This is a genomic window from Streptomyces sp. NPDC097595 (assembly GCF_044761525.1).
GTDB classification, from domain to species: domain Bacteria; phylum Actinomycetota; class Actinomycetes; order Streptomycetales; family Streptomycetaceae; genus Streptomyces; species Streptomyces drozdowiczii_A.
The window spans coordinates 44,999-69,659 of the sequence record NZ_JBIWCN010000025.1; the positions used below are offsets into that span (position 1 = coordinate 44,999).

The following is a 24,661-nucleotide window of genomic DNA, read 5'->3' on the forward strand; positions in this document are numbered from 1 at the left end:
CCGCGGAATGCTCCTGCGAAATCCGGTTCGCAGGAGCATTCCGCGGACGTTTCGTGCGGAATTTTTTTCCCGGGGGGCTTTCCTCGGAAAGCCCCCCGGGGTGGGATATCAGGTGATGGTGACGCCGCTGTCGATGCTGATGACCTGGCCGGTCATACAGTCCTGGTCGAGGAAGAGGGCGGAGCTGCGCGCGACCTCTTCCACGGTCACGAAGCGGGGCACCGGTGCCTTCTTCTCCATCGATTCCACCACGTGGTCGGGGAGGGTCTGCGTCATGCCCGTGATCATGAATCCGGGCGAGAGCGCGTTGACCGTGACGCCCCGCCGTCCGCACTCGGCGGCCAGGGTCCGGGTGAAGCCGATCAGGCCGGCCTTGGACGCGGAGTACGCCGTCTGCCCGGCCGTCGCGATCAGACCCGAGGGCGAGACCACGTTGATCACCCGGCCCCACCGCTTGCGCAGCATGTGCGGGACGCACACCCGGGCCGTGTGGAAGGAGCCGATGAGGTTGGTCTGGATCACCGCCGCCCAGTCCTCGGGCTTCTGCATCGCCATGACCTGGTCACGGCGGATCGCACCGTTGTTGACGAGGACGTCGACCGGGCCCAGTTGCTCGGCGATCTGCGCGTGCATCGCCGTGACGGCCTCGTACGAGCCGACGTCGCCGGTCACCAGGACGGAGTCGTTGGTGAGCTTCTCCTGCACCGCGAGCGCGGCGTCCTTCGCGCTGTTGTAGTGGACGGCCACCTTGCAGCCGAGCGCGTCCAGTTCGAGCGCCAGCGCCTGGCCGAGCCCGCCGGAGGCGCCCGTCACCAGGGCGACGGGGTGCTCGGGCCGGGTGCCGGCGGGCTTCTGCGTACTCATCGTGTCCCTCCGCGCCATTCGAGGAGCATGGAGCCCCAGGTCATGCCTGCGCCGAAGCCGGCCAACAGGACCAGGTCGCCGTTCTCGATGCGGCCCTCGTCCAGCGCTTCGGCCAGGGCGATCGGGATGGAGGCGGACGCCGTGTTCCCGTACTTGTGCAGGTTGGCGACCAGGGCCTCGGGCCGCAGTCCGGTGTGGCTGAGGATCGAGTTGATGATGCGGATGTTCGCCTGGTGCGGGATGACGTGGCGTACGTCGGCCGCCTCGACCTTGGCGTTCTTCAGCGTCTCCCGGACCGTACGGACGGTGTACCGCACGGCGTTCAGATAGATCTCGTTCCCGTTGATCTGCGCGTAGTGCAGACCCTGGCGCACCGTTTCCTCGGTGGTCGGCATACGGCTGCCGCCCGCGAGGACCTTGAGGCTGCCGGTGCAGCTGCCGTCCGCGCCCAGGTTCCAGGCCAGGACGTTGCTGTCGGCCGCGGGGACGAGCACGACGGCTCCCGCGCCGTCCCCGACCAGGATCGACAGGTCCCGGTCGGCGGGGTTCGCGGTCAGCGTGTGGGTGTCGGAGCCGATGAGCAGGATCGGCCGGGGGTCGATCGCGATGAGGGCCATCGCGGAGACGAGCCCGTAGACGAAGCCCGCGCACTCGGAGTTGACGTCGTGCGCGCTGCCGGCGATGCCCAGTTCGTGGTGGACGAACGCGGACGTCGCCGGCGAGGGCTGCTCGGGCGTGGCGGTGGCGACGATCAGATGAGCGATGTCGCCGCCGCTCAGGCCCGCTTTGGCGAGGGCGCGCCGGCCGGCCTCGACGGCCAGCGAGGCTGTCGTCTGGCCGGGCCCGACGGCGCGCCGTTCACTGATCCCGCACCGGCTGGTGATCCAGTGCTCGTCGACGCCGAAGCGCTCGGCGAGCTCCGCACTGGTGACCACCTTTTCGGGGACGGATATGCCCCATCCGGTGATGTCGAAGCCGTTCATGCGCGCCCGCTCAGGCCTGCGCCGGCACGAGCGCCAGGATGCGGTCGTAGACGTGGCGCAGGGTCGTGGTGTCGTCCAGGTCGGCGAAGAGCGACTCGTCGGCCGGGATGTCCGGGTAGCTGTTCTGGAACCCGTACAGCCACTCCATGAGGTCCAGCGAGTCCACGTCCGGGATGTGCTGGAGCGGGTGGTCCGGGTCGACCTTCTGGGCGCCGGACACGGCCTCGAGCTGGCTCGCCAGTTCTTCGATGGTGGGCAGAGACATGAGGTGAGGTCCTTCCTCCGCGGGGCTTGGCCTTTTCGAAACGCATGGAACCCGTACGCACGCAACCGGCGCGCAACAGCCGGAGCGCCCGCCGTGTTGCACGTCTCTTGCGACGCGGGGGTTTTCTTCGTCTCGCGATGACATCGCAGGCACCACGCCATGAGCATGAGCCGGACGGGAGTTGAGGACGAAGATGACCACGGTTGCAAACCAGTCGGTCCCCGAGGTCGACGCGATCAGGCACCACTACGAGGTGAGCAACGACTTCTACCGCCTCCTGCTGGGCCCGACGATGATGTACTCCGGCGGTTACTGGGAGGAGGGCGAGGGTCTCACCGAGGCCCTCGACGAGGCCCAGGAGCGCAAGCTGGACAAGTTCGTCGAGCTGGCGGGAGCGGCCGGCGTCCGCCGGGTCCTGGACGTGGGCTGCGGGTGGGGCACCATGCTCAACCGCGTCACCACGGTGCACGGCGTCGAGCAGGCGGTCGGGCTGACGCTCAGCCGCACGCAGGAGCAGTTCATCGCCGGCCTGGACAACCCGCGGATCACCACGCGGGTGGAGTCCTGGGAGGACCACACCACCGACGACCCGTACGACGCCGCGTTCTGCATCAACGCCCTGGAGCACTTCGTCTCCTCGACGCTGCCGCCGCGTGAGCGCACCAAGAAGTACCGGGTGTTCTTCCAGAAGGTCGGCGCCGCCCTGAAGCCGGGCGCCCACTTCGTGCTGCACACCATGACGGCCGAGGCACTGCCCATGAACCGGCAGCTGCTGGACGACCTGAAGTTCCTGCAGCGCTCGGAGTTCGAGAACTGCCACATCCCGCACCTGCACGAGCTGACGCAGGCCGCCGAGGGCCTGTTCGACGTGGTCGAGATCGTCAACGAGCGCGAGTCGTTCGCGGTGGCCTGCCGTGCGTGGCTGAAGCTCCTCGCCGAGCGCCGTGACGAGGCCGTCGCCATGGAGGGCGAGGAGGTCGTGGCCCGCTTCGAGCGCTACCTCGACATCTTCGCGTACACGCTTGAGGACAAGTTCTTCAACAACTTCCGCGTCACCATCGCGCGCCGCTAGGAGGCTGACGTGACGAGCACTCTAGAGCCGCCGCGCAGCGACGAGGACACCCGCCCGGCCGGCGGCGGCGGACCGCAGCGGCATCTGCGCGTCGCCGTCATCGGCAGCGGGTTCTCCGGCCTCGGCATGGCGATCCGGCTGCTGCAGAAGGGCGTGGACGACTTCCTCGTCTTCGAACGCGCCGACGAGGTGGGCGGCACCTGGCGGGACAACTCCTACCCGGGTGCTGCCTGCGACGTGATGTCCCACCTGTACTCGTTCTCGTTCGCGCAGAACCCGGAGTGGAAGTCCACATTCGGCAAGCGCGACGAGCTGTACGCGTACCTGCGGGACACCGCCGACCGGTTCGGGGTGCGTCCGCACATCCGCTTCGGCCACGAACTGCTCGGGGCCCGCTGGGACGAGACGACCCGGCGCTGGCACATCGAGACCTCGCAGGGCGACTACACCGCGCAGGTCCTCGTGAGCGGCACCGGTTATCTCAGCGAGGCGGCGGTCCCCGACATCCCGGGCCTCGCCGACTTCGCGGGCACCGTCTTCCACTCCTCGCGCTGGCAGCACGACCACGACCTGAGCGGGCGCAACGTCGCCGTCATCGGCACCGGTGCCTCCGCCATCCAGTTCGTGCCGAAGATCCAGCCCGAGGTGGGGCGCCTGGACCTCTACCAGCGCACCCCGCCGTGGATCGGCCCGAAGAACGACAAGGCGACGAGCCCGCTCCAGTCCAAGCTGCTGCGCGGGGTCCCCGGCTACCAGAACTTCCGGCGCAACTTCAACATGTGGGGCCGGGAGATCCTGGCCTTCGTGATGAAGCGGCCCAAGGTCGCCGGGAAAATGCAGAAGATGGCCAGCGACCATCTGAAGAAGTCGGTCGCCGACGAGACGCTGCGCGCGCAGCTGACGCCCGATTACGTGATGGCGTGCAAGCGCCTGCTGTTCTCCAACACGTGGTACCCGGCGATCCAGCAGCCCAACGTGGACCTGGTCACCGACGGCATCGCGAAGGTCACCGCCCACTCGATCGTCACCTCCGACGGGGCGGAACGGGAGATCGACACGATCATCCTGGGCACCGGCTTCAAGGCCACGGACCGTCCGGTCGCCGGGCGGATCACCGGCCGCGAGGGCAGGTCGCTGCGCGAGGTGTGGCAGGAGCACGGCATGGCCGCGCACCGCGGCACCACCGTCGCCGGCTTCCCGAACCTGTTCCTGCTGCTCGGCCCGAACACCACCCTGGGGCACTCCTCGCAGGTCGTGATGATCGAGGCGCAGATCGGTTACGTGCTGGACGCGCTGAAGGTCATGGACCAGAAGGGCCTGGCCTCGGTGGAGGTTCGAAAGACGGTCCAGGACGACTGGAACGAGCGGCTGCAGGCCCGCCTCGATGGCACCGTGTGGAACGCAGGCAACTGCAAGAGCTGGTACCTCGACGCACACGGGCGCAACCCGTCGATCTGGCCGACGTACACCTGGCGCTTCCGCCGCCAGACCAAGCGCTTCACCCCTTCCGAGTACCAGCTCGCCACCCTCGCGGGCGCCGGCCTGCCGGCCCTGAACCACACGTAATGGACGGGAGACAGACCGAATGAGAAGCAGCAGCACCCCCTTCACGCGGCGCAGCATCCTCGGAGGCATGGCGGCCGCCACCGTCATCGGCTGGAGCACTGCGCACCAGGCGTGGGCACGTGAGTCGGACTCCTTCGCCCATACGGCGGCGAGCCTGCCGGCGCTCGACGGCACGCTGGAGACCTCGGCGGGTGTCACCTCCACGTTCAACCACGACTTCGGCCACATGGTGGCCGGCGCGTGCTGGGCGGTGCTGCGTCCCGGCTCGGTGCAAGACATCGTCAAGATGGTCAACTACGCCCGGGCCAACGGGCTGAAGATCGCGATGAACGGCCGCGGCGGGCAGAACGGCGACGAGGAGTCGCACTCCTGCTACGGCCAGGCGCAGGTGCCGCAGGGCGGCATCGCGATCGACGCGCGCGGTCTGACGAAGATCGTACGCATCGGCTCCTCGTCCGCCGTGGTGGAGACCGGCGTCACCTGGGCCCAGCTCACCGACGCCGCCCTCGCCCGCGGCCTGACCCCGCCGGCGCTGACCGACTACCTGCACCTGTCGATAGGCGGCACGCTCAGCGTCGGCGGCATCGGCTCCACGGTGGCGCGGTACGGGCTGCAGATCGACACCGTGAAGTCGATCGACATCGTCACCGGCACGGGCGAGCTGATCACGGCGAGCCCCAGCTGCCACGCCGATCTGTTCAACACGGCGCTCGGCGGCGGCGGCCAGGTCGGCATCATCGTGCGGGCCGAGGTCGCCCTGATCCCGGCACCGCCGAAGATGACCGTCTTCACCCTCTACTACAACGACGTGACCGCGTTCCTCGCCGACTCCGAGAAGCTCATGGCCGAGAAGCGGTTCGAGGGCCAGGTCGGCGAGATCGCCCGCACCCCGGACGACTCCGGCTGGTGGTACAAGCTGGAGGGCCAGGCGTACTGGAAGGGCAGCACCGCGCCCAACCGCACCGCGCTGCTCACCGGTCTGCACGACGTGCGGGCGTCCGCGACCATCGAGGACCTGTCCTTCCGCGAGGCCGTGTTCCGTACCGACGGCGACGAGGCGTGGCTCAAGGAGAACGACTTCTGGGGCCAGCCCAAGCCGTGGCTGAGCCTGTTCGTCCCGGCCTCGAAGGCGAAGGCGATGGCGGACCTGCTGACCGCCGAGCTGAACAGCGAAGACCTGGGCGCGGGCTTCCTGCTCTACTACCCGTACCCGACGTCGAAGCTGACCCGCCCGCTGTCGGTGCAGCCCTCCGAGCCGACCGCGTACCTGTGCGACGTGCTCCGCTTCCCCGCCCCGGGCGCGGACATCGCGCGGATGCTGGACCAGAACCGCCGCCTGTACGACAAGGCGGTCGCGCTGGGGGCCAAGCGGTATCTGGTGGGCGCGATCCCGAACATGACCTCGGCGGACTGGCGGGCCCACTTCGGCGCCCGCTGGAAGGTCCTCGTCGCGGCCAAGCGGCGTTACGACCCGGCGGGCATCCTCACCCCCGGTCAGGGCTTCTTCGGCTGATCCGGGACGCCCCGGCCGGCGAGACCCGGACCGCCATCCGGAACACCCCGACAGGAGAATCGGCATGACAGTTTACGACTTGATCGACGAGGCGATCGTGGACGCTCCGCCGGAGGCGGTGTGGGAGGCGTTGATCGCCGAGTTCCGCGGCGCCGGCCGCTGGTGGGTGCCGGCCAACACCTTCGCCACCGTGTCCGGTTCGCCGGACGAGGTGGGCGGCGAGGTCGCGGTCACGGTGCACACCAAGGGCGTCGACAAGGGCGGCCCGAAGCTGCGGTTCACCGCGCGCACCCGGGCCGTCGAGCCCCAGCGGCTGCTGTCGGTCGATTACGTGGCCGGGGTGTTCCGGGGCACCAGCGACTTCGTCCTGGAACCGCTGGACGGGGGCCGTACCAAGGTCGGCATGCACTTCGTGGGCCGCCCGAACGGCTTCCTGAAGATCCTCGCGAAGGTCGCCGACATCGGCGCGGAGCACTCCACCGCCACCCGCGAGGCGTTCGTCCGGCTCGGCGAGATCCTCGCGGCGGAGCGCGCCGCGGCGGTACGGACCGGTGAGGCGGCGGAGGCCCGGAAGCTGGAGGGCAGTACCCGATGACGACGGTGGCCGCCGCACCGGCGACCGAGACGCAGGTGCGCACCGACGACGGGGCACGCCTCGCGGTGTCCGTCCTGCCGCCGCTCACGCCCCCGACCGGCGTGACCGTGGTGCTGGTCCACGGCTGGGGCGCTTCGCGCCGGGTGTGGAGCACGGTGGCCGACCGGCTGATCCGCCTCGGTCACCGCGTCGTCTCCTACGACCTCCGGGGCCACGGCGCCTCCTCGCAGGGCGCCGAGCCCTTCGGGATCGCCCGGCTCGGGGCGGACCTGGGCGCGGTCCTGGCCCATGTGGAGGCGCCGGACGCGGTCGTCGTCGGGCACTCCGGGGGCGGGTTCGCCGCCCTGTCGTACGCCGCGTCGGAGAACCGGAACGCCGGCGCGCTGAGCGGCCTGGTGCTGCTGGCCACGGCGGCGCACGACCAGGACACGCCGGACAGCGAGGTCCGCATGATGGGCAGCGCGCTGTTCCAGCGGGCCGTCTCGCGCCCGGCCCTGGGCCGCAAGCTCCTCGGGCAGAACATGCTCGGCCCGAAGGCGGACCGCCGGCTGAGCGAGGTGAACCGCCAGATGTTCGCGGCGGCCGGGCCCGCGGTGCGCGCGGAGGCGTTCCGCTCCTCGCGGGGCATGGACCTGCGCGAGGCCCTGGTGTCGGTGACCGTGCCGGCGGTGGTCCTCGCGGGCACCAAGGACAAGGTGATCGCGCCGGAGCTCGGCCGGGTCGTCGCGGAGGCGCTGCCCCGGGCACGCTTCGAAGAGGTCCCGGACGCGGGGCACATGCTGCCTCTGGAGGCGCCGCAGACGGTGGTGGGCGCGGTCAGCGAGCTGACGCGGGACCACGGATAGCGCGGCGCATACGGAAGGGCGGCCGGTCCCGGGCGGGGGCCGGCCGCCCTTCCGTGTGCGCGGCGGTGGACCGAGGCCCGCAGCGGGCGTCAGCTCAGACGCTTCCGTGTCCACCGGACGGCCAAGGCTCCGAGACCGATGGCGAGGGCGAGGTAGACGCCGGCTTCGGCCCATTGCAGGGTCCAGAAGTTGTTGGCGGCCTGGTAGGTGATGCGCTGCTGGTAGCCGGCTCTCGTCAGGCTGCTGACGCATTCCTTGATTGATTCGCAGTCGGCGTATCCGGGTGGCATGGCGTGTGCGGGATGGCCAGTGCCGTCGAGGGTCTGTTCGGCGGTGACCCAGACGTCGGGTTTGCCGAATTCGACCTGGGAGACGGAGTCGAGCCCGTAGTTGGCCAGGCGGTCGGGGGTGAACGGAACCGTGATGGTGGTGGTGGGGGCCAAGTGCTCGCGGACCCACATCGGCATGACGAGCTGTAGCGTGGTGTACGTCGCAAGGGCGGCGGCCATGGCCGGCAGGGTGCGGCGGATGATGACGCCGAGGGTGACGCCCAGGACGAAGGCGAACACGGCGTAGCCGAGTGGCGTGATGCCGCGGATGAGGAACGTGGCGGGGGCGATGCGCGGGACGAAGTTGTCGCCGTTGTCCGAGCCGCCGGTGGCCACGGCTTGGTCGATGGGGTCGGCCCACCATGACACGGCGAGGCTGACCAGGCCCGTGGCGGCCATGGCGACGAGGCCGGTGAGGGCGAGTCTGGTCAGCAGCCAGCGAGTACGGGTGACGCCCTGGTTCCAGACGAGTCGGTGGGTGCCGGTCTCCAGCTCGCGGGCGACGAGGGGGGCGCCCCAGAACATGCCGAGGAGGACGGGGAGGACGAGGACGGCCACACCGCCGGCGAAGTACAGGGTTGTGTCGGTGCCGGTGAGCTGCTGGATCAGGCCGCGTCCCGCGGTGGTGTGCAAATCGGCCAGCTGCGGGCCGGTGGCGGCGAGGACGATCACCAGAACGGCCAGCACCGCGAGGGTCAGCGTTGCCTGCGTACGGAGCTGGCGCCAGGTCAGCCAGATCATCGGAGGGCCTCCAGGGCGGTGGTCGGGTGAGACGCGGTGCCGCGGCCCATGTAGGCGAGCACGATGTCTTCGAGGGGGAGCGGGCTGACGGCCCATGCGGGGTCGTGCGCCGCGCGGTCCGGGACGTCGGCGCGTACAACGAGGGTCGTTCGCGCGTCGGCATGGCTGGTGGACACGATGTGGCCGCCCGTAGGCGGGGCGGCCTGGCCGGCGTCCGTTGCCGTGAGCCGCTGGTGGCGGGCCACCAACCCGTCGATGTCACCGGCTACTTGAACGCGGGAGTTGACCAGGACGATGACGTGGTCGCAGACCCGCTCGACATCGGAGACCAGATGGGACGAGAGAACGACGCTCGTTTCCTGTGCTGCGATGGCATCGGTCAGGTCTTCCAGGAACTCGCGGCGTGCCAGTGGGTCCAGTGCGGCGACCGGCTCGTCGAGGATCAGCAGCTCGGGGCGCTTGGCGAGGCCGAGCGTGAGGGCGAGCTGGGCACGCTGGCCGCCCGACAGGCGCCCGGCGCGCTGGCCGGGGTCGAGTCCGAGGCGGCGAATCCGTGCGTCGGCAAGGGCCGCGTCCCAGACCGGGTTGAGGCGGGCGCCGAGCCCGAGGTGCTCGGCGACGGTGAGGCCGGCGTAGGTAGGGGTGTCCTGAGCGACGAAGCCGACCTTGGCGAGCTGCGCGGGACCGCCGGCGGGGTGGCCGCCGCACACCTCGATGGTGCCGGTCGTGGGGGCGAGCATTCCGGAGGCCAGGTTCAGCAGGGTGGATTTCCCTGCGCCGTTGGGGCCGACCAGGCCGACGATGCGCCCTGCGGGCACGTCGAGGGTGCAGTCCGACAGGGCCCAGCGTTGTCGGTATTTCTTGCCCAGGGATCGGGCTTGCAGTACGGCGTCCACGGGGATGGCGTCCTCTTCGGCAGGGAGTTCCGGCCTGTGCGGCCGACCTGAAGGACGCTATGAGCGGGAGGCGGGCACGCGCGTCCGGCGACCGACCCCTTTCCGGTCCTGCGTCAGGAGGACCCGGCACCGGGGTCCTCCGTGAGATGGAGACGGGAGACGTACGAGCGTGCCCGGTGACTGCCTGCGAGGACGATGAAGCGGGGGAAAGGGAGAGGCGACAATGAGGCAGTGAAGAACGCATCGGCCACAGAGGTACGCCGCCGGCTGCGGGCCGGACTCGTGTCGCTGACACGCCCCGGCGTCCCGCTGCTCCGGTGGACCCGGCGCAGCCTGGTCTTCGACGTGCTCCTTGCGCTGACCGCGGTCGTCATCGGAGTGGACGACGCCCTCAGTGTCGGCACTGGCACGACGTATGTGCTCGTCGACGGGGCGCGGGAGATCCGCCCGGAAGGGGCGAGCACCTGGTTCGCCGCGGTCGGCCCGATGCTGCTCGCGACGCTGCCGTTGGCGCTGCGCCGCCGGTACCCGCTGGCCGTGCTGTGGGTCGTGATGGTGGCGTCGCTGCTTGCCCCGGACAGCCTGGCCCGGTCCGTCTTCTACGTCTTCGTGATCGCCACGTACAGTGCGGTCGCGTACGGCCCCTACAGGATTCTGGCCGTGGCGAGCGTTCCTCTGGCGTTGTTCGTGATCAGCATTCCGCAGGGCAATCCCAACCTGCCCACGGTCCCGACCGAGTACGTTCCGGCCCTTATTCTGCTGCCCCTGGCCATGGCCGCGTACGGCATGCGGACGTGGCGACTGCGGGCCGACGAACGCCAGGAGCACATCGCGGCGGTGGAACGACAGCGGGCCGAGGAGCTGCGCCGGGCCGCCGAGCAGGAGCGCTCCCGTATCGCACGTGAACTGCACGACGTCGTCACGCACAACGTCAGCATGATGGTCATCCAGGCCGGCGGCGCCCGCAAGATGCTGGACATCGACCCCGATGACACCCGCGAGGCGCTCCTCGCCATCGAAGAGGGCGGGCGCGCGGCGATGGCGGAACTGCGCCACGCGATGGGGTTGCTCACCATGAATGCCGAGGACGCGGGCGGCAGCGCCGCCAGCCGCGCGCCGCAGCCCGGCCTCGGCCAGCTGCCGGCTCTGGTGGGGCGGGTGCGTGATACCGGCGTGAGCGTCGACTACACGGTGTCCGGCGAGCCGCGCGACGTTGCCCCCGGTGTCGGTCTGACCGCCTACCGCATCGTCCAGGAAGCGCTGACCAACACGGTCAAGCACGCGGCAGGTGGGCGAGCGACCGCCCTCCTCGCCTACGACGACGACTGTCTCCGTGTCGAGATCACCGACACCGGAGGGCCACCGAGCGCGTCCGCCGAAACCGGCAACGGCCACGGCCTCATCGGCCTGCGCGAACGTCTCACCGTCTACGGCGGAACCCTGGAAACGGGTCCGCGTCCCGGCGGCGGCTTCCGCGTCGCCGCCCTGATCCCCCTGGAGACAGCCTCGTGACCGGCCGCCCACTGCGCGTCGTGGTCGCGGACGACCAGGTGCTCGTCCGCACCGGCTTCCGCATGATCCTCAAAGCCGACGGCATCGAGGTGGCCGCCGAGGCGGGCAACGGGATCGAGGCCATCGAAGCTGTCCGCCGCACCCGCCCCGACGTGGTCCTGATGGACATCCGCATGCCGGAGCTCGACGGCCTGGAGGCCACCCGCCGCATCGTCACCGGCGCCCCCGAAGACCCACGCGTCATCATCCTGACCACCTTCGACCTGGACGAGTACGTCTACGAGGCCCTGACCGCCGGCGCCAGCGGCTTCCTCCTCAAGGACGTCACCCCGGAACTCGTCACCGCCGCCGTGCGCATGGTCCGGGCCGGCGACGCCCTCCTCGCCCCGACGATCACCCGCCGCCTTGTCGAGCGCCACGCCCGACCCGCCGCTCCCGAGCGATCCCCACTCCACCGCGACCTCGGCGCCCTGACCCCGCGCGAACTCGACGTACTGCGCCTGCTCGCGCAGGGCCTGAGCAACACGGAGCTCGCCGCACGCCTCCACCTGTCGGAGACGACGGTGAAGACGCACGTCTCCCGCATCCTGGGCAAGCTCCAGCTCCGCGACCGCGTACAGGCCGTGGTCATGGCGTACGAGACCGGTCTCGTCGGCCCGGGTGATGGATCCGCCGCCGGTCATCGGGGACGTGGCGAAGAGTGAGCCGTGAACTGCGCTGAAGCAGCCCGCAGGTGTCAGCCGCGGGCCCGCAGCGTCAGCGCCCGGCCCAGGCACGCCAGGGCTGCCGTGCAGGCCAGGGTGCGGGCGGCGTTGGCCGGGGTCCAGGCGCCCCGGAAGCGGTCGCGGATCAGGGCGATCTCGGGGCCCGACGCCTCCGCGGTCAGGCGGGCGAGCCGGCGGTTGAGGGGGATGTTGACCTTCATCGTGACGGCGACGGCCGCCGAGTACAGGGCGAGCGCGGCCCAGGTCCAGCGGGCGGCGCGGGTGTGGCCGAGGCGGCGCAGGGAGACGCCCGAGACCCCGGTGGCCAGGAACGCCCCGAAGAAGACGAGCCCGAAGAAGCCGTTCTCGATGGCGTCGTTGATGTGCCCCATGGCGCTGGCGAAGGCCGCGTCGTCGGTGCGGTCCAGGCCCGGCATGACGGACACGTCGAACGCGAAGTACAGCCCCGCGCTCAGCCCCATCGCGATGGTGGCCGCGTACAGCGAGGCTTCGGTGCGTCCGCCCGGCCGGGCCGGGAGGGAGGTGGTCGGCGCGGTGGCGGTCATGGCTTCTCCTCGGCGGTACGCAGTACGGGGGCGAGCAGCCGTTCGTAGCGGCGGCGCAGCACCGTCCGGCCGAGCAGCCGTACCGGTGGCGGGATGGTGGCGGTGACGTGGGCCACGGAGGCCGGGTCGGCCCCGTCGAACATCCAGGGCTGGAGGCGGCCGAGCACGCCGGGCGGCGCGGTCCGCAGCAACCGCCGTTCCACGGACGCGTAGCGCGAGGCGCCGAGCGCGGTGAAGGCGGGGAAGGCGATGCGCTCCTCGGCGGCGAGGTGGTCGCGCAGGACGGCGGCGAAGGCGTCGGCGGCGGGGAGCAGCGCCCCGGGGTCGGCGCCCGGGCGGAGCGCGGCGCCGACGGCGTCCATCGCCGCGTCGAGGCGTTGGTGGTCGCCGTCGATGGTGTCGGCGGCCCGGTCGAAGCCGGGGACGGCGCGCCGGAGTTCGGGCCAGAGGACGGCGTCCTCGCTGTGGTGGTGCCAGTCGATCACCTCGCGCAGGCTGTTCCACCAGGTGACCGTTCCGCCGGTGCGGGCGCCGGGCCCGGAGCGTGCGACGGCCACGAGGCGGGCGGCGTCGCGGCGCATCGCGATGTGCATCAGCGCGAATCCGTGGAAGTGCCCGGGCAGCGACGGAAGGTGTTCGCTCGTCATCGGTTCGGCAGCGGTCATGGGTGCGGCCTCCTCACGCGAGGGGGTACGGGGACAGGGACGGGGGGGGGGCGGGGGGGGGCGCCCCCCCCCCCCCCGGCCCGGGGGGGGGGGGGGGGGCCCCGGCCCGGGGGGGGGGGGGGGGGGGCGGGGGGGGGGGCCCGGCGGGGGCCCCCCCCCCGTCCCCACGGGTCCCGGTGTCGGTCAGGCGTTCCAGACACCGCTGGCGGCGGCGTCCCGGGCGAAGTCGGCGAAGTCCTTCGGCTTGCGGCCGGTGGCCTCCTCGACCCCGTGCACGAGGTGGGCGTTGCGGCCGTCGAGGATCAGCCCGAACAGGTCGGCGAACTCGACGGGCAGCCCGTTCTCCTCCAGGGCCTGGCGGTACTCGTCCACGCTGACGGGGATGTACGTGATGGTGCGGCCGGTCGCCTTGCCGAGCTCCTGGGCGATGTCGCCGAAGCTGAGCAGACGCGGGCCGGACAGCTCATACGTCTTGCCGATGTGCTTGTCGTCGGTGAGCGCGGCGACGGCGACGTCCGCGATGTCGTCGGCGTCCACGAAGGGCTCCACCGCGTCCCCGGTCGGCAGGACGATCTCGCCGGCCATGACCAGGTCGTGGAAGAAGCTCTCGCTGAAGTTCTGGTTGAACCAGCTGGCGCGGACGACGGTCCAGTCAGCGCCCGACTCCTTCACCTTGTCCTCGCTGATGACCGCGCCCTCCTCGCCGCGCCCGGACAGCAGCACCAGGCGGCGCGCCCCCTTGGCGACGGCCACCTTCGCGAACGCGCCGACGGTCTCGGCGGCCCCCGGGAAGGCGAGGTCGGGGTAGTAGGTGATGTAGACGGCGCTGACCCCGTCGAGGGCGGCGTCCCAGGTCGCGGGGTCCTCCCAGACGAAGGGGGGCGTGCCGGAGCGCGATCCGATGCGTACGGGGAGCCCCTTGGCGGACAGCCGATCGGCGACCCGCCGCCCGGTCTTGCCCGTGCCGCCGATCACAAGGGTCGTGTTCGTCATGTTCGTCCCGTCTGTCGTGGCCTGCGTGGTGGTGTGGTGCTCGTCGTTCTCGTCATGAGGGAGTGGTCGCGTGCGGACGGTGGTGGGGGTCCGCACGGTGGCGGCGGTGGCGGCGCTCTCCGGTGGGGGGTGACTGCGGAAGGACCGTCGGGTACGGCCTTCATCCGCAGCGTAGGCAGCCCCTCGCCGCACGAGCCACGTCACCGGGCCTCGTCTCTAGCGGTTCTCCAGAGGGTCTCTGGGCGATCACCTCGTAGGGCGGAGGGTCAGTAGCGGTAGTGGTCGGGCTTGTACGGGCCGTCGACCTCGACACCGATGTACGCGGCCTGCTCCGGGCGAAGGGTCGTCAGCTTCACGCCGAGGGCGTCGAGGTGGAGGCGGGCGACCTTCTCGTCCAGGTGCTTGGGCAGCACGTAGACATCGGTCGGATACTCCTCCGGCTTCGTGAACAGCTCGATCTGGGCCAGGGTCTGGTCCGCGAACGAGTTCGACATCACGAACGACGGGTGGCCGGTCGCGTTGCCCAGGTTCAGCAGACGGCCCTCCGACAGCAGGATCAGGACCTTCCCCTCCGGGAACGTCCAGGTGTGGACCTGCGGCTTGACCTCGTCCTTGACGATGCCGTCGATCTTCGCCAGGCCGGCCATGTCGATCTCGTTGTCGAAGTGACCGATGTTCCCGACGATGGCCTGGTGCTTCATCCTGGCCATGTCCGAGGCCATGATGATGTCCTTGTTGCCCGTCGTCGTGACGAAGATGTCGGCCTGCGAGACGACGTCATCGAGGGTGGCGACCTGGTAGCCGTCCATCGCGGCCTGAAGGGCGCAGATCGGGTCGATCTCGGTGATGATCACGCGGGCGCCCTGGCCGCGCAGCGACTCCGCGCAGCCCTTGCCCACGTCGCCGTAACCGCAGACCACGGCGGTCTTACCGCCGATCAGGACGTCGGTGGCACGGTTGATGCCGTCGATCAGGGAGTGGCGGCAGCCGTACTTGTTGTCGAACTTCGACTTCGTCACCGCGTCGTTCACGTTGATCGCCGGGAACAACAGGCTTCCGTCGCGGTGCATCTCGTACAGGCGGTGGACACCGGTCGTGGTCTCCTCCGTCACGCCACGGATCTCGGAGGCCAGCTGCGTCCACTTCTGCGGGGACTCGCCCAACGTGCGGTTGAGGAGGGTGAGGATGTACGCGTACTCCTCGCTGTCCGCCGTCGCCGGGTCCGGAGCCGCGCCGGCCTTCTCGAACTCGACGCCCTTGTGGACGAGGAGGGTGGCGTCACCGCCGTCGTCCAGGATCATGTTGGGGCCGCCGGTGGGGGTGTTCGGCCAGGTCAGCGCCTGCTCCGTGCACCACCAGTACTCCTCCAGCGACTCGCCCTTCCAGGCGAACACCGGGACGCCTGCGGGGGCCTCGGGAGTGCCGTCCGGGCCGACCGCGATCGCGGCAGCCGCGTGGTCCTGGGTCGAGAAGATGTTGCAGGAGGCCCAACGGACCTCCGCACCCAGCGCGACCAGGGTCTCGATCAGCACAGCCGTCTGCACCGTCATGTGCAGCGAACCGGTGATCCGAGCACCCGCCAGCGGCTGCGCTGCGGCGTACTCCTTGCGGATCGACATCAGACCGGGCATCTCGTGCTCGGCCAGGGTGATCTCCTTCCGCCCGAAAGCGGCGAGGGAGAGGTCGGCGACCTTGAAATCGATGGTCTCAACTGGCATGGAGGCTCCTAGTGCTCATGACGTTGCGGTGGATGTCGAGGGTCGCCGTCGATTTGTTCAGCGTGATGTAGTGCAGCCCGGGCGCGCCTTCGGCGAGCAGCCGGTCGGCCATCAGGGTCGCGTGGGCCACGCCGATCTCGTACGCGATGTCGGGCCGGTGCTGCGCGGCTTCCAGGCGGTGGGCCAGGTCCTCGGGGAACGCGGCGTCGGAGAGTTCCGCGAAGCGGCGGATCTGCCGGACGTCGGTGGCCGGCATGATCTCCGGGATGATCGGGGTGGTGCAGCCGGCGGCCGCCACCCGGTCCCGCAGCCGCAGGTAGTCCTCCACGTCGAAGAACATCTGCGTGATGGCGTAGTCGGCGCCGGCACGGCACTTGGCGACGAAATGCCGGATGTCGCTGTCCCAGTCGGGCGAGCGCGGGTGCCGCTCGGGGAAGGCGGCGACCCCGATGGTGAAGTCCCCGAGCGAACGGACCAGTTCGACCAGCTGGTAGGCGTGGTGGAAGCCGTCCGGATGCGCGGTCCACTCCCCCTTGGGGTCGCCGGGCGGGTCGCCCCGCAGCACCAGGACGTCCCGCACCCCGGCGTCCGCGTACTGGCCGATGATGTGCCGCAGCTCGGCCACCGAGTGCCCGACGGCGGTCAGGTGGGCGACGGGCCTCAGCGTCGTCTCGGTCACCAGGCGCTTCGTGACCTCGATGGTGCGGTCCCTGGACGACCCGCCCGCGCCGTAGGTGACGGACACGAAGTCGGGGCCCAGCGGCTCCAGGCGGCGGATGGCCTGCCACAGGGTCCGCTCGCCCTGGGCGGTGCGGGGCGGGAAGAACTCGAAGGAGAACATCGGACGGTCCGTGACCAGGCGCATCACCGACCACCCCCCGCCCGCCCCGCGTTGAAGTACGACGCCTCGGGGTGGTGGACGACGATCGCGTCCGTGGACTGCTCCGGGTGGAGCTGGAACTCCTCGGAGAGGTGCACCCCGATCCGCTCAGGCCGCAGCAGGTCCGCGATCTTGGCGCGGTCCTCCAGGTCCGGGCAGGCCGGGTAGCCCAGCGAGTAGCGGCAGCCCTGGTACTCGGTGCGCAGCATGCCGTCCAGGCCATCGGGTTCGCGGTCGGCGATCCCGAGTCCGGCGCGGACGCGCGCGTGCCAGTACTCGGCCAGCGCCTCCGCCAGCTGTACGGAGAGCCCGTGGAGTTCGAGGTAGTCGCGGTACGAGCCGGAGGCGAAGAGCTCCGCGGTGGCCTCGCCGATCTTCGAGCCGACCGTCACGATCTGGAGCCCGACGACGTCCGTCTCGCCGGACTCCTCCGGCCGGAAGAAGTCCGCCAGGCACAGGTGGCGGCCGCGCGACTGGCGAGGGAAGGTGAACCGGGTCCGTTCGTGCCCGTTCTCGTCCAGGATGATCAGGTCGTCGCCCTTGGACACGCACGGGAAGTAGCCGTGCACGACGGCCGCTTCGAGCAGGTTCTCCGTACGCAGCCGGTCCAGCCACATCCGCAGCCTCGGCCGGCCCTCCGCCTCGATCGTGTCGCCCTTCAGCCCCCACTGCCCCTTGAACAGGGCGGCCTCGTCCAGCCAGGAGGTGTACTCCTTGTGCGGGATGCCCTTGACGACCCGGCTGCCCCAGAACGGCGGGGCGGGGACGGGGTTGTCGACGGCGACGTCCGACCGGCCGACGTCCGCCGGCTCCTCGAACCTCGGCTCCTTCAGCGGTACGCGGCGCTGCTTGAGCGGGGGCAGGGTCGCGCCGGGGACGCCGCGCTTCACGGCGATGAGCGCGTCCATCAGACGCAGGCCCTCGAAGGCGTCGCGCGCGTAGCGCACCTCGCCCTCGTACAGCTCGTGCAGGTCCTGTTCGACGTAGGCACGGGTCAGCGCGGCGCCGCCGAGGATCACCGGGTAGTCGGCGGCCAGCTTGCGCTGGTTCAGCTCCTCCAGGTTCTCCTTCATGATCACCGTGGACTTCACGAGGAGCCCCGACATCCCGATGACGTCCGCCTTGTGCTCCACCGCCGCGTCGAGGATGGCCGAAACGGGCTGCTTGATGCCCAGGTTGACCACGTTGTAGCCGTTGTTGGAGAGGATGATGTCGACCAGGTTCTTGCCGATGTCGTGGACGTCGCCGCGAACGGTGGCCAGCACGATCGTGCCCTTGCCCTCCTCGCCCTCGGCCCGCTCCATGTGCGGTTCCAGATACGCCACCGCGGCCTTCATGACCTCGGCGGACTGGAGGACGAACGGCAGCTGCATCTGCCCGGAGCCGAAGAGCTCGCCGACGACCTTCATGCCCTCCAGCAGCGTGTCGTTGACGATGTCCAGGGCCTTACGGGTGGTCAGCGCCTCGGCGAGGTCGTCGTCCAGACCGTTCTTCTCACCGTCGATGATCCGGCGCTGAAGTCGCTCGTCCAGCGGCAGCGCGGCCAGCTCCTCGGCCCTGCCCTCCTTCATCGACTTCATGTTGACGCCCTCGAACAGCTCCATGAGCTTCTGGAGGGGGTCGTAGCCCTCGGCGCGGCGGTCGTAGACCAGGTCGAGCGCGACCTTGACCTGCTCCTCCTCAAGACGCGCGATCGGCAGGATCTTCGACGCGTGCACGATCGCCGAGTCCAGCCCGGCCTTCACGCACTCGTCCAGGAAGACCGAGTTGAGCACGACACGGGCGGCCGGGTTCAGGCCGAAGGAGATGTTCGACAGGCCGAGCGTGGTCTGCACGTCCGGGTGGCGCTTCTTCAGCTCGCGGATCGCCTCGATAGTGGCGATGCCGTCCTTGCGGGACTCCTCCTGACCCGTGCAGATCGTGAACGTCAGGGTGTCGATCAGGATGTCCGACTCGCGGATGCCCCAGGTGCCGGTCAGATCGGCGATCAGGCGCTCGGCGATGGCGACCTTGTGCTCGACCGTGCGGGCCTGGCCCTCCTCGTCGATGGTCAGCGCGATCAGCGCGGCACCGTGCTCGGCGGCCAGCTGGGTCACCTTCGCGAAACGGGACTCGGGCCCGTCGCCGTCCTCGTAGTTGACCGAGTTGACGACGGCCCGCCCGCCCAGCCGTTCCAGGCCGGTGCGCAACACGTCCACCTCGGTGGAGTCCAGCACGATCGGCAGCGTCGACGCGGTGCCGAGCCGCCCCGCGAGCTCGTCCATGTCGGCGACCCCGTCGCGGCCCACGTAGTCCACGCACAGGTCGAGCATGTGCGCACCCTCGCGGACCTGCTCCCGGGCCATCTCGACGCAGTCGTCCCAGCGGCCTTCGAGCATGGCCTCGCGGAACTTCTTGGACCCGTTGGCGTTCGTACGCTCACCGATCGCCAGGTACGCGGTGTCCTGGCGGAACGGCACCGTCTGGTAGAGCGACGCGGCGCCCGGCTCCGGCTGCGGGGTCCGGTCCGGCGGCACGTTTCCCCGTACGCGTTCCACGACGGCCCGCAGGTGGTCCGGCGTCGTCCCGCAACAGCCGCCGACCAGCGACAGCGCGTAGTCCCGTACGAACGCCTCCTGCGCGTCCGCCAGGCCGTCGGGCCCGAGCGGGAAGTAGGCGCCGTCCGCGCCCAGCACCGGCAGACCCGCGTTGGGCATGCACATCAGCGGGGTCGCCGAGTGGCGGGCCAGGTGGCGCAGGTGCTCGGTCATCTCGGCGGGACCGGTCGAGCAGTTCAGGCCGATGAGGTCGATGCCCAGCGGTTCCAGGACCGTGAGCGCCGCGCCGATGTCCGAACCGAGGAGCATCGTCCCGGTCGTCTCGAAGGCGAGCGAGCAGATCAGCGGGACCCGGACCCCCGTCGCGTCCATCGCGCGGCGCGCGCCGACCAGTCCGGCCTTCGTCTGGAGGAGGTCCTGCGTCGTCTCCACGATCAGCGCGTCGGCGCCCCCGGCGAGCAGCCCCTCGGCGTTCGCCTGGAAGCCGTCCCGGATCGTGGCGTACCGGATGTGCCCGAGCGAGGGCAGCTTGGTGCCCGGGCCCATGGAGCCGAGGACCCAGCGCTGTTCGCCGGTGGACACGGTGAACGCGTCGGCGGCCTCGCGGGCGATGCGCGCCCCGGCCTCGGACAGCTCGTGGACCCGCTCGGGGATGTCGTACTCGCCGAGCGCCGCGTGGTTGGCGCCGAAGGTGTTCGTCTCGACGCAGTCCACGCCCGCCGCGAAGTACGCGTCGTGGACCGAGCGCACGATGTCGGGGCGGGTCGCGTTGAGGACCTCGTTGCACCCTTCCAGCTGCTGGAAGTCCTCAAGCGTCGGGTCCTGGGCCTGGAGCATGGTGCCCATCGCGCCGTCGGCCACCACCACACGGGTGGCGAGCGCCTCCCGGAGCGCGGCGACCCGCTCCCCCGCGGTCATGACGCACCGCCCAGGACGGGAGCGAGCGCCGCCGCCGCCTCGGAGCCGTACTGCCGCCGCAGGATCTCCAGCAGCCGCCCGGCCTCCGGCTCGTACGCCTGGGACCCCACCGCGGCCAGGGCCAGCGAGGCGACCGCGCAGCCGAGGCGCGCCGCCTGCTCCGGGGCGGCGCCCCGGACGGTGGCGGCGAGGAAGCCCGAGCGGAACGCGTCGCCCACCCCGGTCGGGTCGGCGGTCTCGACGCCCTCGATGCCCGGCACGGTCAGGGCGGGGGCGCCGGCGCTCTCGATGCGGACGCCCCGCGCGCCGAGCGTGGTGACCCAGGTGCCGACGCGGCCCAGCACGTCGTCGCGGTCCCAGGAGGCGCGTTCCAGCAGGAGGGCCGCCTCGTACTCGTTGGTGAACAGCCACCGGGCGCCGTCGACCAGCTCACGCACCTCGTCGCCTTCGAGGCGGGCGAGCTGCTGGGAGGGGTCGGCGGCGAAGGGGACACCGAGGGTCCGGCAGGCCGCGGTGTGCCGGAGCATGGCGGCAGGGTCGTCGGGGGCGACGAGGACGAAGCCGACACCGCCGGCCCGGGCCGCCTCCGCCGTCAGATCGATCTCCCGGGCCTCCGCCATGGCGCCCGCGTAGAACGCCGCGATCTGGTTGTCGTCCTGGTCGGTGATGCACGAGAAACGGGCGGTCTGCCGCTCGTCGCTCACGCGCACCGCACCGGTGTCGACGCCGTGCTCCTTGAGCCACACCTCGTACGTGGCGAAGTCGCTGCCCACGGCGCCGACCAGCAGCGGATCCAGTCCGAGCGAGCCGAGCCCGAAGGCGATGTTGGCCGCCACTCCGCCGCGCCGCACCTCCAGGTCGTCCACGAGGAACGAGAGCGACACATGGGCGAGCTGGTCGGCGATGAGCTGGTCCGCGAACCGGCCCGGGAAGACCATCAGGTGGTCGGTGGCTATGGAGCCTGTCACCGCGATACGCATATGAATCCCTGTCCCTCTCGACGGGGCCCGTGGCCGCCGGTCACAGACCGGCGGCGGCCTTGAGCTGCTCGACGCGGTCGGTGCGCTCCCAGGTGAAGTCGGGCAGCTCGCGGCCGAAGTGCCCGTAGGCGGCGGTCTGCCGGTAGATGGGGCGCAGCAGGTCCAGGTCGCGGATGACGGCGGCCGGGCGCAGGTCGAAGACCTCCCGGATGGCGCTCTCGATCCGGGCCTGCGCGACCTTCGCGGTGCCGAAGGTCTCCACGAAGAGGCCGACCGGCTCCGCCTTGCCGATCGCGTACGCGACCTGGACCTCGCAGCGGGTGGCGAGACCGGCGGCGACGACGTTCTTGGCGACCCAGCGGGTCGCGTACGCCGCCGAGCGGTCGACCTTCGACGGGTCCTTGCCGGAGAAGGCGCCGCCGCCGTGCCGGGCGTAGCCCCCGTACGTGTCGATGATGATCTTTCGGCCGGTGAGGCCGGCGTCGCCCATCGGGCCGCCGATCTCGAAGCGGCCGGTCGGGTTGACCAGCAGCCGGTAGTCGTCGGTCTCCAGCTTGATGCCCTCGTCGGCGAGTTCGTTCAGGACGTGCTCCACGACGTGCTCGCGGATGTCGGGGGTCAGCAGGCCGTCGAGGTCGATGTCGGCGGCGTGCTGGCTGGAGACGACGACCGTGTCCAGGCGCACCGGGCGGCTGCCCAGGTAACCGATCGTCACCTGGGTCTTGCCGTCGGGGCGCAGGTAGGGGACGGTGCCGTTCTTGCGGACCTCGGTGAGGCGGCGCGAGAGGCGGTGCGCCAGGTCGATCGGGAGCGGCATCAGGCTCGGCGTCTCGTCGCACGCGTAGCCGAACATCAGCCCCTGGTCGCCCGCGCCCTGCTGGTCGAGCGCGTCGTCGCCGGAGCCGTCGACGCGCTTCTCGTACGCGGTGTCGACGCCCTGCGCGATGTCCGGGGACTGCGCGCCGATGGAGACGGAGACCCCGCAGGAGGTCCCGTCGAAGCCCTTGGCGGAGGAGTCGTAGCCGATGTCGAGGATGGCCTGGCGCACGATGCCCGGCACGTCCGCGTACGCCGACGTCGTCACCTCGCCCGCGATGTGGACCTGCCCGGTCGTGATCAGGGTCTCCACCGCGACGCGGGAGCCCGGGTCCTGTGCGAGGAGCGCGTCCAGGATCGCGTCGCTGATCTGGTCGGCGATCTTGTCGGGGTGTCCCTCGGTCACGGACTCCGAGGTGAACAGACGTGTCGTCATGACTCTCCTGAGGTGTGAGGTGGGGCGGTTGATGGTGACCGCGGCGGTCACCGGATGCGGCGGACCACCGCTTCGAGGGTGTGGGCGAAGGTCCCGGCCGGGGTCGCGGTGCCGGTGAGGACCACTCCGGGCGGCCTGGAACCGGCGGCGACGAGTTGTCCGGCGAGCGCGTAGGCACGCTCGCCGCCCCCGCAGAACGCGCCGAGCACGAGGGGGCCGCCGAGGTCGGTCAGCGCCCCCACCACGGCGTCGGCGGCCGGGGCGGAGGCGTCCGCGTACGGCGGTGGCCGCAGCAGCACCACGGCCTCCGGCCCCCGGTAGGCGTACGCGACCCGGGTCAGCGCGGACAGCGGGGTCCCCGGCGCCCGGACCAGACAGACGGTGCCACTTCCGGGGCGCGCGGCGGGGCGCAGCTCCGTCAGCGCGGCGGCCGCGCGCCGGGTGCCCTGCCGTCCGCGCGGTGTCCGGTCCGGCGGTCCCGCGAGGAGCGCGAGCGCCCCGCCGACCGTCGTCGCGGGCGTTGCCGTGCGCGGCAGTTCGCGCAGGGTGTGCGCGGTCCTGGTGAGCAGGTCCTCGGCCTGGGCGAGGGCCGTCCCGCGGCAGGTGGCGGTGAGCACGAGGCCTCCCTCGTCGTCCCGGTGGGCGACGAGCGTGAGCGGGAATCCGGTGCGCGCGCCCAGCGTCTCGGGGGTGCTGACGCGGACACCCAGCGCGGCGAGCGCCGGTGCGAGGTCGCCGGGCGGGCGCGGCCGGTTCTCGAAGACGACGAGGCTGCCGGTGCGCGGGACGGCGGCCGGGGCGGGCGCGGAGCCTGACGCGGCGGTGTGACCGGGCGCGGCGGTGTGGCCGGGCGTGGCAGGGCCGCCGGGGCGGGTCCAGGACCGGATGCGCCCCTGCGACACCCACTCGTACCCGGCCACGTCCAGGGCCTGGTCCCGCAGGCGGGCGGGGAGGTCGGCGAGCGGGGCGTACGGGTTGACGCCGGCGGTCATCGGCAGCGGGTTGCGCAGGGCCGCGGGGAGCCGTTCGACGCCGTCGAGGAGGATACCCCGGCCGGAGACCGCCGCGCTGAAGCCGATGTCGGCCGCGCCCTCGTGGCCGCCGGCCCGGTAGAGGGCCAGCGCCCACACGGCGTGCAGGGCGCTGCTCTCCGGGCAGCCGAGGCCTCCCGCCCACACGGCGAGCCGTTCGCTCTCCTCGGGCGTGATCCGGGCCCTGACCTGGCCGGTGCCGTCGCCGGCGGGAAGGTGGGTGGCGGGGCCGGGCGGCGCGTCGCGCCAGAACTCGCGGGCCGGGGCGGTGTCCTGGGCCGCGAGCCAGCGCGTGTAGTCGCCGAGGTCGGGGCGGCGGGCGCCGCCGGGCAGCTCACCGCCCGCCAGGTAGGCGCGGTAGAACTCGTGCAGCAGCAGCCGCACGCTCCAGTCGTCGAGGAGCGCGGGGTGGAAGCTCAGCAGGACACGGGTGCGGCCGGCCGCGTCCGGGCCGCCACCCAGGAAGGTGACGCGCAGCGGTCCCGGGCGGCGCGGGTCGAGGCCCCGGCGCCGGTCGGCCTCGACCAGTGCGTGCCAGTCCACGCTGCCGTGCGGGAAGCGCAGCACTTCGGGCCCGGCGCCCTCGTGGCAGACGATCCACGGCTCGGGCCCCTCCTCGAAGGCGGCCCGCAGCACGCTCTCGCGTTCGGCGACGGACTGCCAGGCGGCGGCGAGCCGTTCCGGGTCGAGCGGCCCGTACCAGGTGACGGCGAGCTGTTCGCACCAGCCCTCGGTGCCGGGGTGGGCGTCCGCGTCCGCGAGGAGTTCGCGTTGCAGCGGGGTCGGCTCGATCCGGGGCGCGGGCGCGGGGCCGCTCTCCGCGACGGTGAGCAGGTCCGCGAACAGCCCAGCGGGGAAGGGCGCGTCGGCGTCTGCGGCCGGCGGCCCGTCCGGGGTCAGGCACAGGGTGTGGTGTCCGTCGTCGGCGGGTTCCAGGCGCGGCCGCCAGGAGGGCGCGGGGCGCGTGCCGAGCCGGGCCAGGCGGTCGAGGGCAGCCTCGACGCGGTGCGGGTCCACGGGGCCCCGCAGTTCGAGGACGGGCGGGGCGGCCGGGTCCTGGCCGGTGAGGTCGAGGACGACGGTCATCGGGCCGCCGGGGGTGGCCCGGGCGGAGGTGGTGTGCGAGGAGTGGTCGGTGGTCATCGTCCTGCGGGGCACGCATGCGGGAGCGCGGCGGACCGGCTGCGACGCGCATGCGGGAGACCCCCTCCCTCCCCTCTGTCGGCGAATGCGGAA

The 24,661-nt window shown here is 71.4% G+C and carries 21 protein-coding genes; 7 read left to right on the forward strand and 14 right to left on the reverse strand.

The window, feature by feature from the left end:
* Nucleotides 1-108 precede the first annotated feature (108 nt).
* Genes ACIQZN_RS30780 through ACIQZN_RS30790 form a run of 3 tightly spaced genes read right to left on the reverse strand, consistent with a single transcriptional unit; the run spans nucleotide 109 to nucleotide 2,112 of the window.
* Complete coding sequence (locus ACIQZN_RS30780; RefSeq protein WP_404000844.1) at nucleotides 109-864, reverse strand: SDR family NAD(P)-dependent oxidoreductase; 756 nt, start codon at nucleotides 862-864, stop codon at nucleotides 109-111.
* Nucleotides 861-1,847, reverse strand: coding sequence for a ketoacyl-ACP synthase III (locus ACIQZN_RS30785; RefSeq protein WP_330315567.1), 987 nt, complete (start codon nucleotides 1,845-1,847; stop codon nucleotides 861-863). Before ACIQZN_RS30785 ends, ACIQZN_RS30780 begins: the two co-directional genes overlap by 4 nt.
* Before the next feature lie 10 nt (nucleotides 1,848-1,857).
* Nucleotides 1,858-2,112 carry a hypothetical protein gene (locus ACIQZN_RS30790; protein WP_073969551.1) on the reverse strand — a complete coding sequence of 85 codons (255 nt, stop codon included), beginning with the start codon at nucleotides 2,110-2,112 and terminating at the stop codon, nucleotides 1,858-1,860.
* Nucleotides 2,113-2,305: 193 nt separating this feature from the next.
* Between ACIQZN_RS30790 and ACIQZN_RS30795 the strand changes: the two genes are divergently transcribed.
* The 5 genes from ACIQZN_RS30795 to ACIQZN_RS30815 all read left to right on the forward strand — a co-directional run bounded on the left by ACIQZN_RS30795 (nucleotide 2,306) and on the right by ACIQZN_RS30815 (nucleotide 7,703).
* Nucleotides 2,306-3,184, forward strand: a complete 879-nt coding sequence (locus tag ACIQZN_RS30795; protein ID WP_073969552.1) for a class I SAM-dependent methyltransferase — start codon at nucleotides 2,306-2,308, stop codon at nucleotides 3,182-3,184.
* A gap of 9 nt (nucleotides 3,185-3,193) precedes the next feature.
* Nucleotides 3,194-4,750, forward strand: coding sequence for a flavin-containing monooxygenase (locus ACIQZN_RS30800; RefSeq protein ID WP_404000849.1), 1,557 nt, complete (start codon nucleotides 3,194-3,196; stop codon nucleotides 4,748-4,750).
* 19 nt (nucleotides 4,751-4,769) lie between these two features.
* Nucleotides 4,770-6,263 carry an FAD-binding protein gene (locus tag ACIQZN_RS30805; protein ID WP_404000852.1) on the forward strand — a complete coding sequence of 498 codons (1,494 nt, stop codon included), beginning with the start codon at nucleotides 4,770-4,772 and terminating at the stop codon, nucleotides 6,261-6,263.
* 64 nt (nucleotides 6,264-6,327) lie between these two features.
* Entirely contained in the window at nucleotides 6,328-6,858 is a 531-nt protein-coding gene (locus ACIQZN_RS30810; protein ID WP_404000855.1) for an SRPBCC family protein, read from the forward strand.
* Entirely contained in the window at nucleotides 6,855-7,703 is an 849-nt protein-coding gene (locus tag ACIQZN_RS30815; RefSeq protein ID WP_404000858.1) for an alpha/beta fold hydrolase, read from the forward strand. Before ACIQZN_RS30810 ends, ACIQZN_RS30815 begins: the two co-directional genes overlap by 4 nt.
* An 89-nt stretch (nucleotides 7,704-7,792) precedes the next feature.
* On the opposite strand, the gene ACIQZN_RS30820 is transcribed toward ACIQZN_RS30815, so the two are convergent.
* Complete coding sequence (locus tag ACIQZN_RS30820; RefSeq protein ID WP_404000861.1) at nucleotides 7,793-8,773, reverse strand: ABC transporter permease subunit; 981 nt, start codon at nucleotides 8,771-8,773, stop codon at nucleotides 7,793-7,795.
* Nucleotides 8,770-9,669, reverse strand: a complete 900-nt coding sequence (locus ACIQZN_RS30825; protein ID WP_404000864.1) for an ABC transporter ATP-binding protein — start codon at nucleotides 9,667-9,669, stop codon at nucleotides 8,770-8,772. Before ACIQZN_RS30825 ends, ACIQZN_RS30820 begins: the two co-directional genes overlap by 4 nt.
* Nucleotides 9,670-9,900: 231 nt before the next feature.
* Here ACIQZN_RS30825 and ACIQZN_RS30830 point away from each other — a divergent pair, with 231 nt between their 5' ends.
* Nucleotides 9,901-11,181 carry a sensor histidine kinase gene (locus ACIQZN_RS30830; protein ID WP_404000867.1) on the forward strand — a complete coding sequence of 427 codons (1,281 nt, stop codon included), beginning with the start codon at nucleotides 9,901-9,903 and terminating at the stop codon, nucleotides 11,179-11,181.
* On the forward strand, nucleotides 11,178-11,885 hold the full coding sequence (locus ACIQZN_RS30835; RefSeq protein WP_404000870.1) for a response regulator: 708 nt from the start codon (nucleotides 11,178-11,180) through the stop codon (nucleotides 11,883-11,885). Before ACIQZN_RS30830 ends, ACIQZN_RS30835 begins: the two co-directional genes overlap by 4 nt.
* 32 nt (nucleotides 11,886-11,917) lie before the next feature.
* On the opposite strand, the gene ACIQZN_RS30840 is transcribed toward ACIQZN_RS30835, so the two are convergent.
* The 9 genes from ACIQZN_RS30840 to ACIQZN_RS30880 all read right to left on the reverse strand — a co-directional run bounded on the left by ACIQZN_RS30840 (nucleotide 11,918) and on the right by ACIQZN_RS30880 (nucleotide 24,568).
* Nucleotides 11,918-12,451, reverse strand: a complete 534-nt coding sequence (locus ACIQZN_RS30840; RefSeq protein ID WP_404000873.1) for a DUF1772 domain-containing protein — start codon at nucleotides 12,449-12,451, stop codon at nucleotides 11,918-11,920.
* On the reverse strand, nucleotides 12,448-13,116 hold the full coding sequence (locus ACIQZN_RS30845; protein ID WP_404000876.1) for a hemerythrin domain-containing protein: 669 nt from the start codon (nucleotides 13,114-13,116) through the stop codon (nucleotides 12,448-12,450). Before ACIQZN_RS30845 ends, ACIQZN_RS30840 begins: the two co-directional genes overlap by 4 nt.
* Nucleotides 13,117-13,299: 183 nt before the next feature.
* Nucleotides 13,300-14,109: an NmrA family NAD(P)-binding protein gene (locus ACIQZN_RS30850; protein ID WP_199879221.1), complete on the reverse strand. Its 810-nt coding sequence runs from the start codon at nucleotides 14,107-14,109 to the stop codon at nucleotides 13,300-13,302.
* A 266-nt stretch (nucleotides 14,110-14,375) separates the two neighbouring features.
* Nucleotides 14,376-15,827: an adenosylhomocysteinase gene (gene ahcY / locus ACIQZN_RS30855; RefSeq protein ID WP_404000880.1), complete on the reverse strand. Its 1,452-nt coding sequence runs from the start codon at nucleotides 15,825-15,827 to the stop codon at nucleotides 14,376-14,378.
* A complete protein-coding gene (gene metF / locus ACIQZN_RS30860; RefSeq protein WP_404000883.1) occupies nucleotides 15,817-16,692 on the reverse strand; it encodes a methylenetetrahydrofolate reductase [NAD(P)H] in 876 nt (291 codons plus the stop codon). The genes ahcY and metF overlap by 11 nt, the downstream gene beginning before the upstream one ends.
* Entirely contained in the window at nucleotides 16,692-20,162 is a 3,471-nt protein-coding gene (gene metH, locus ACIQZN_RS30865) for a methionine synthase (protein ID WP_404000885.1), read from the reverse strand. The genes metF and metH overlap by 1 nt, the downstream gene beginning before the upstream one ends.
* Nucleotides 20,159-21,142: a carbohydrate kinase family protein gene (locus ACIQZN_RS30870; RefSeq protein ID WP_404000888.1), complete on the reverse strand. Its 984-nt coding sequence runs from the start codon at nucleotides 21,140-21,142 to the stop codon at nucleotides 20,159-20,161. Before ACIQZN_RS30870 ends, metH begins: the two co-directional genes overlap by 4 nt.
* 40 nt (nucleotides 21,143-21,182) lie before the next feature.
* Nucleotides 21,183-22,394 (reverse strand): methionine adenosyltransferase, encoded by a 1,212-nt coding sequence (gene metK, locus ACIQZN_RS30875; RefSeq protein WP_404000890.1) that lies wholly within the window; start codon nucleotides 22,392-22,394, stop codon nucleotides 21,183-21,185.
* 47 nt (nucleotides 22,395-22,441) lie between these two features.
* Entirely contained in the window at nucleotides 22,442-24,568 is a 2,127-nt protein-coding gene (locus ACIQZN_RS30880; RefSeq protein ID WP_404000893.1) for a condensation domain-containing protein, read from the reverse strand.
* Nucleotides 24,569-24,661: the final 93 nt, after the last annotated feature.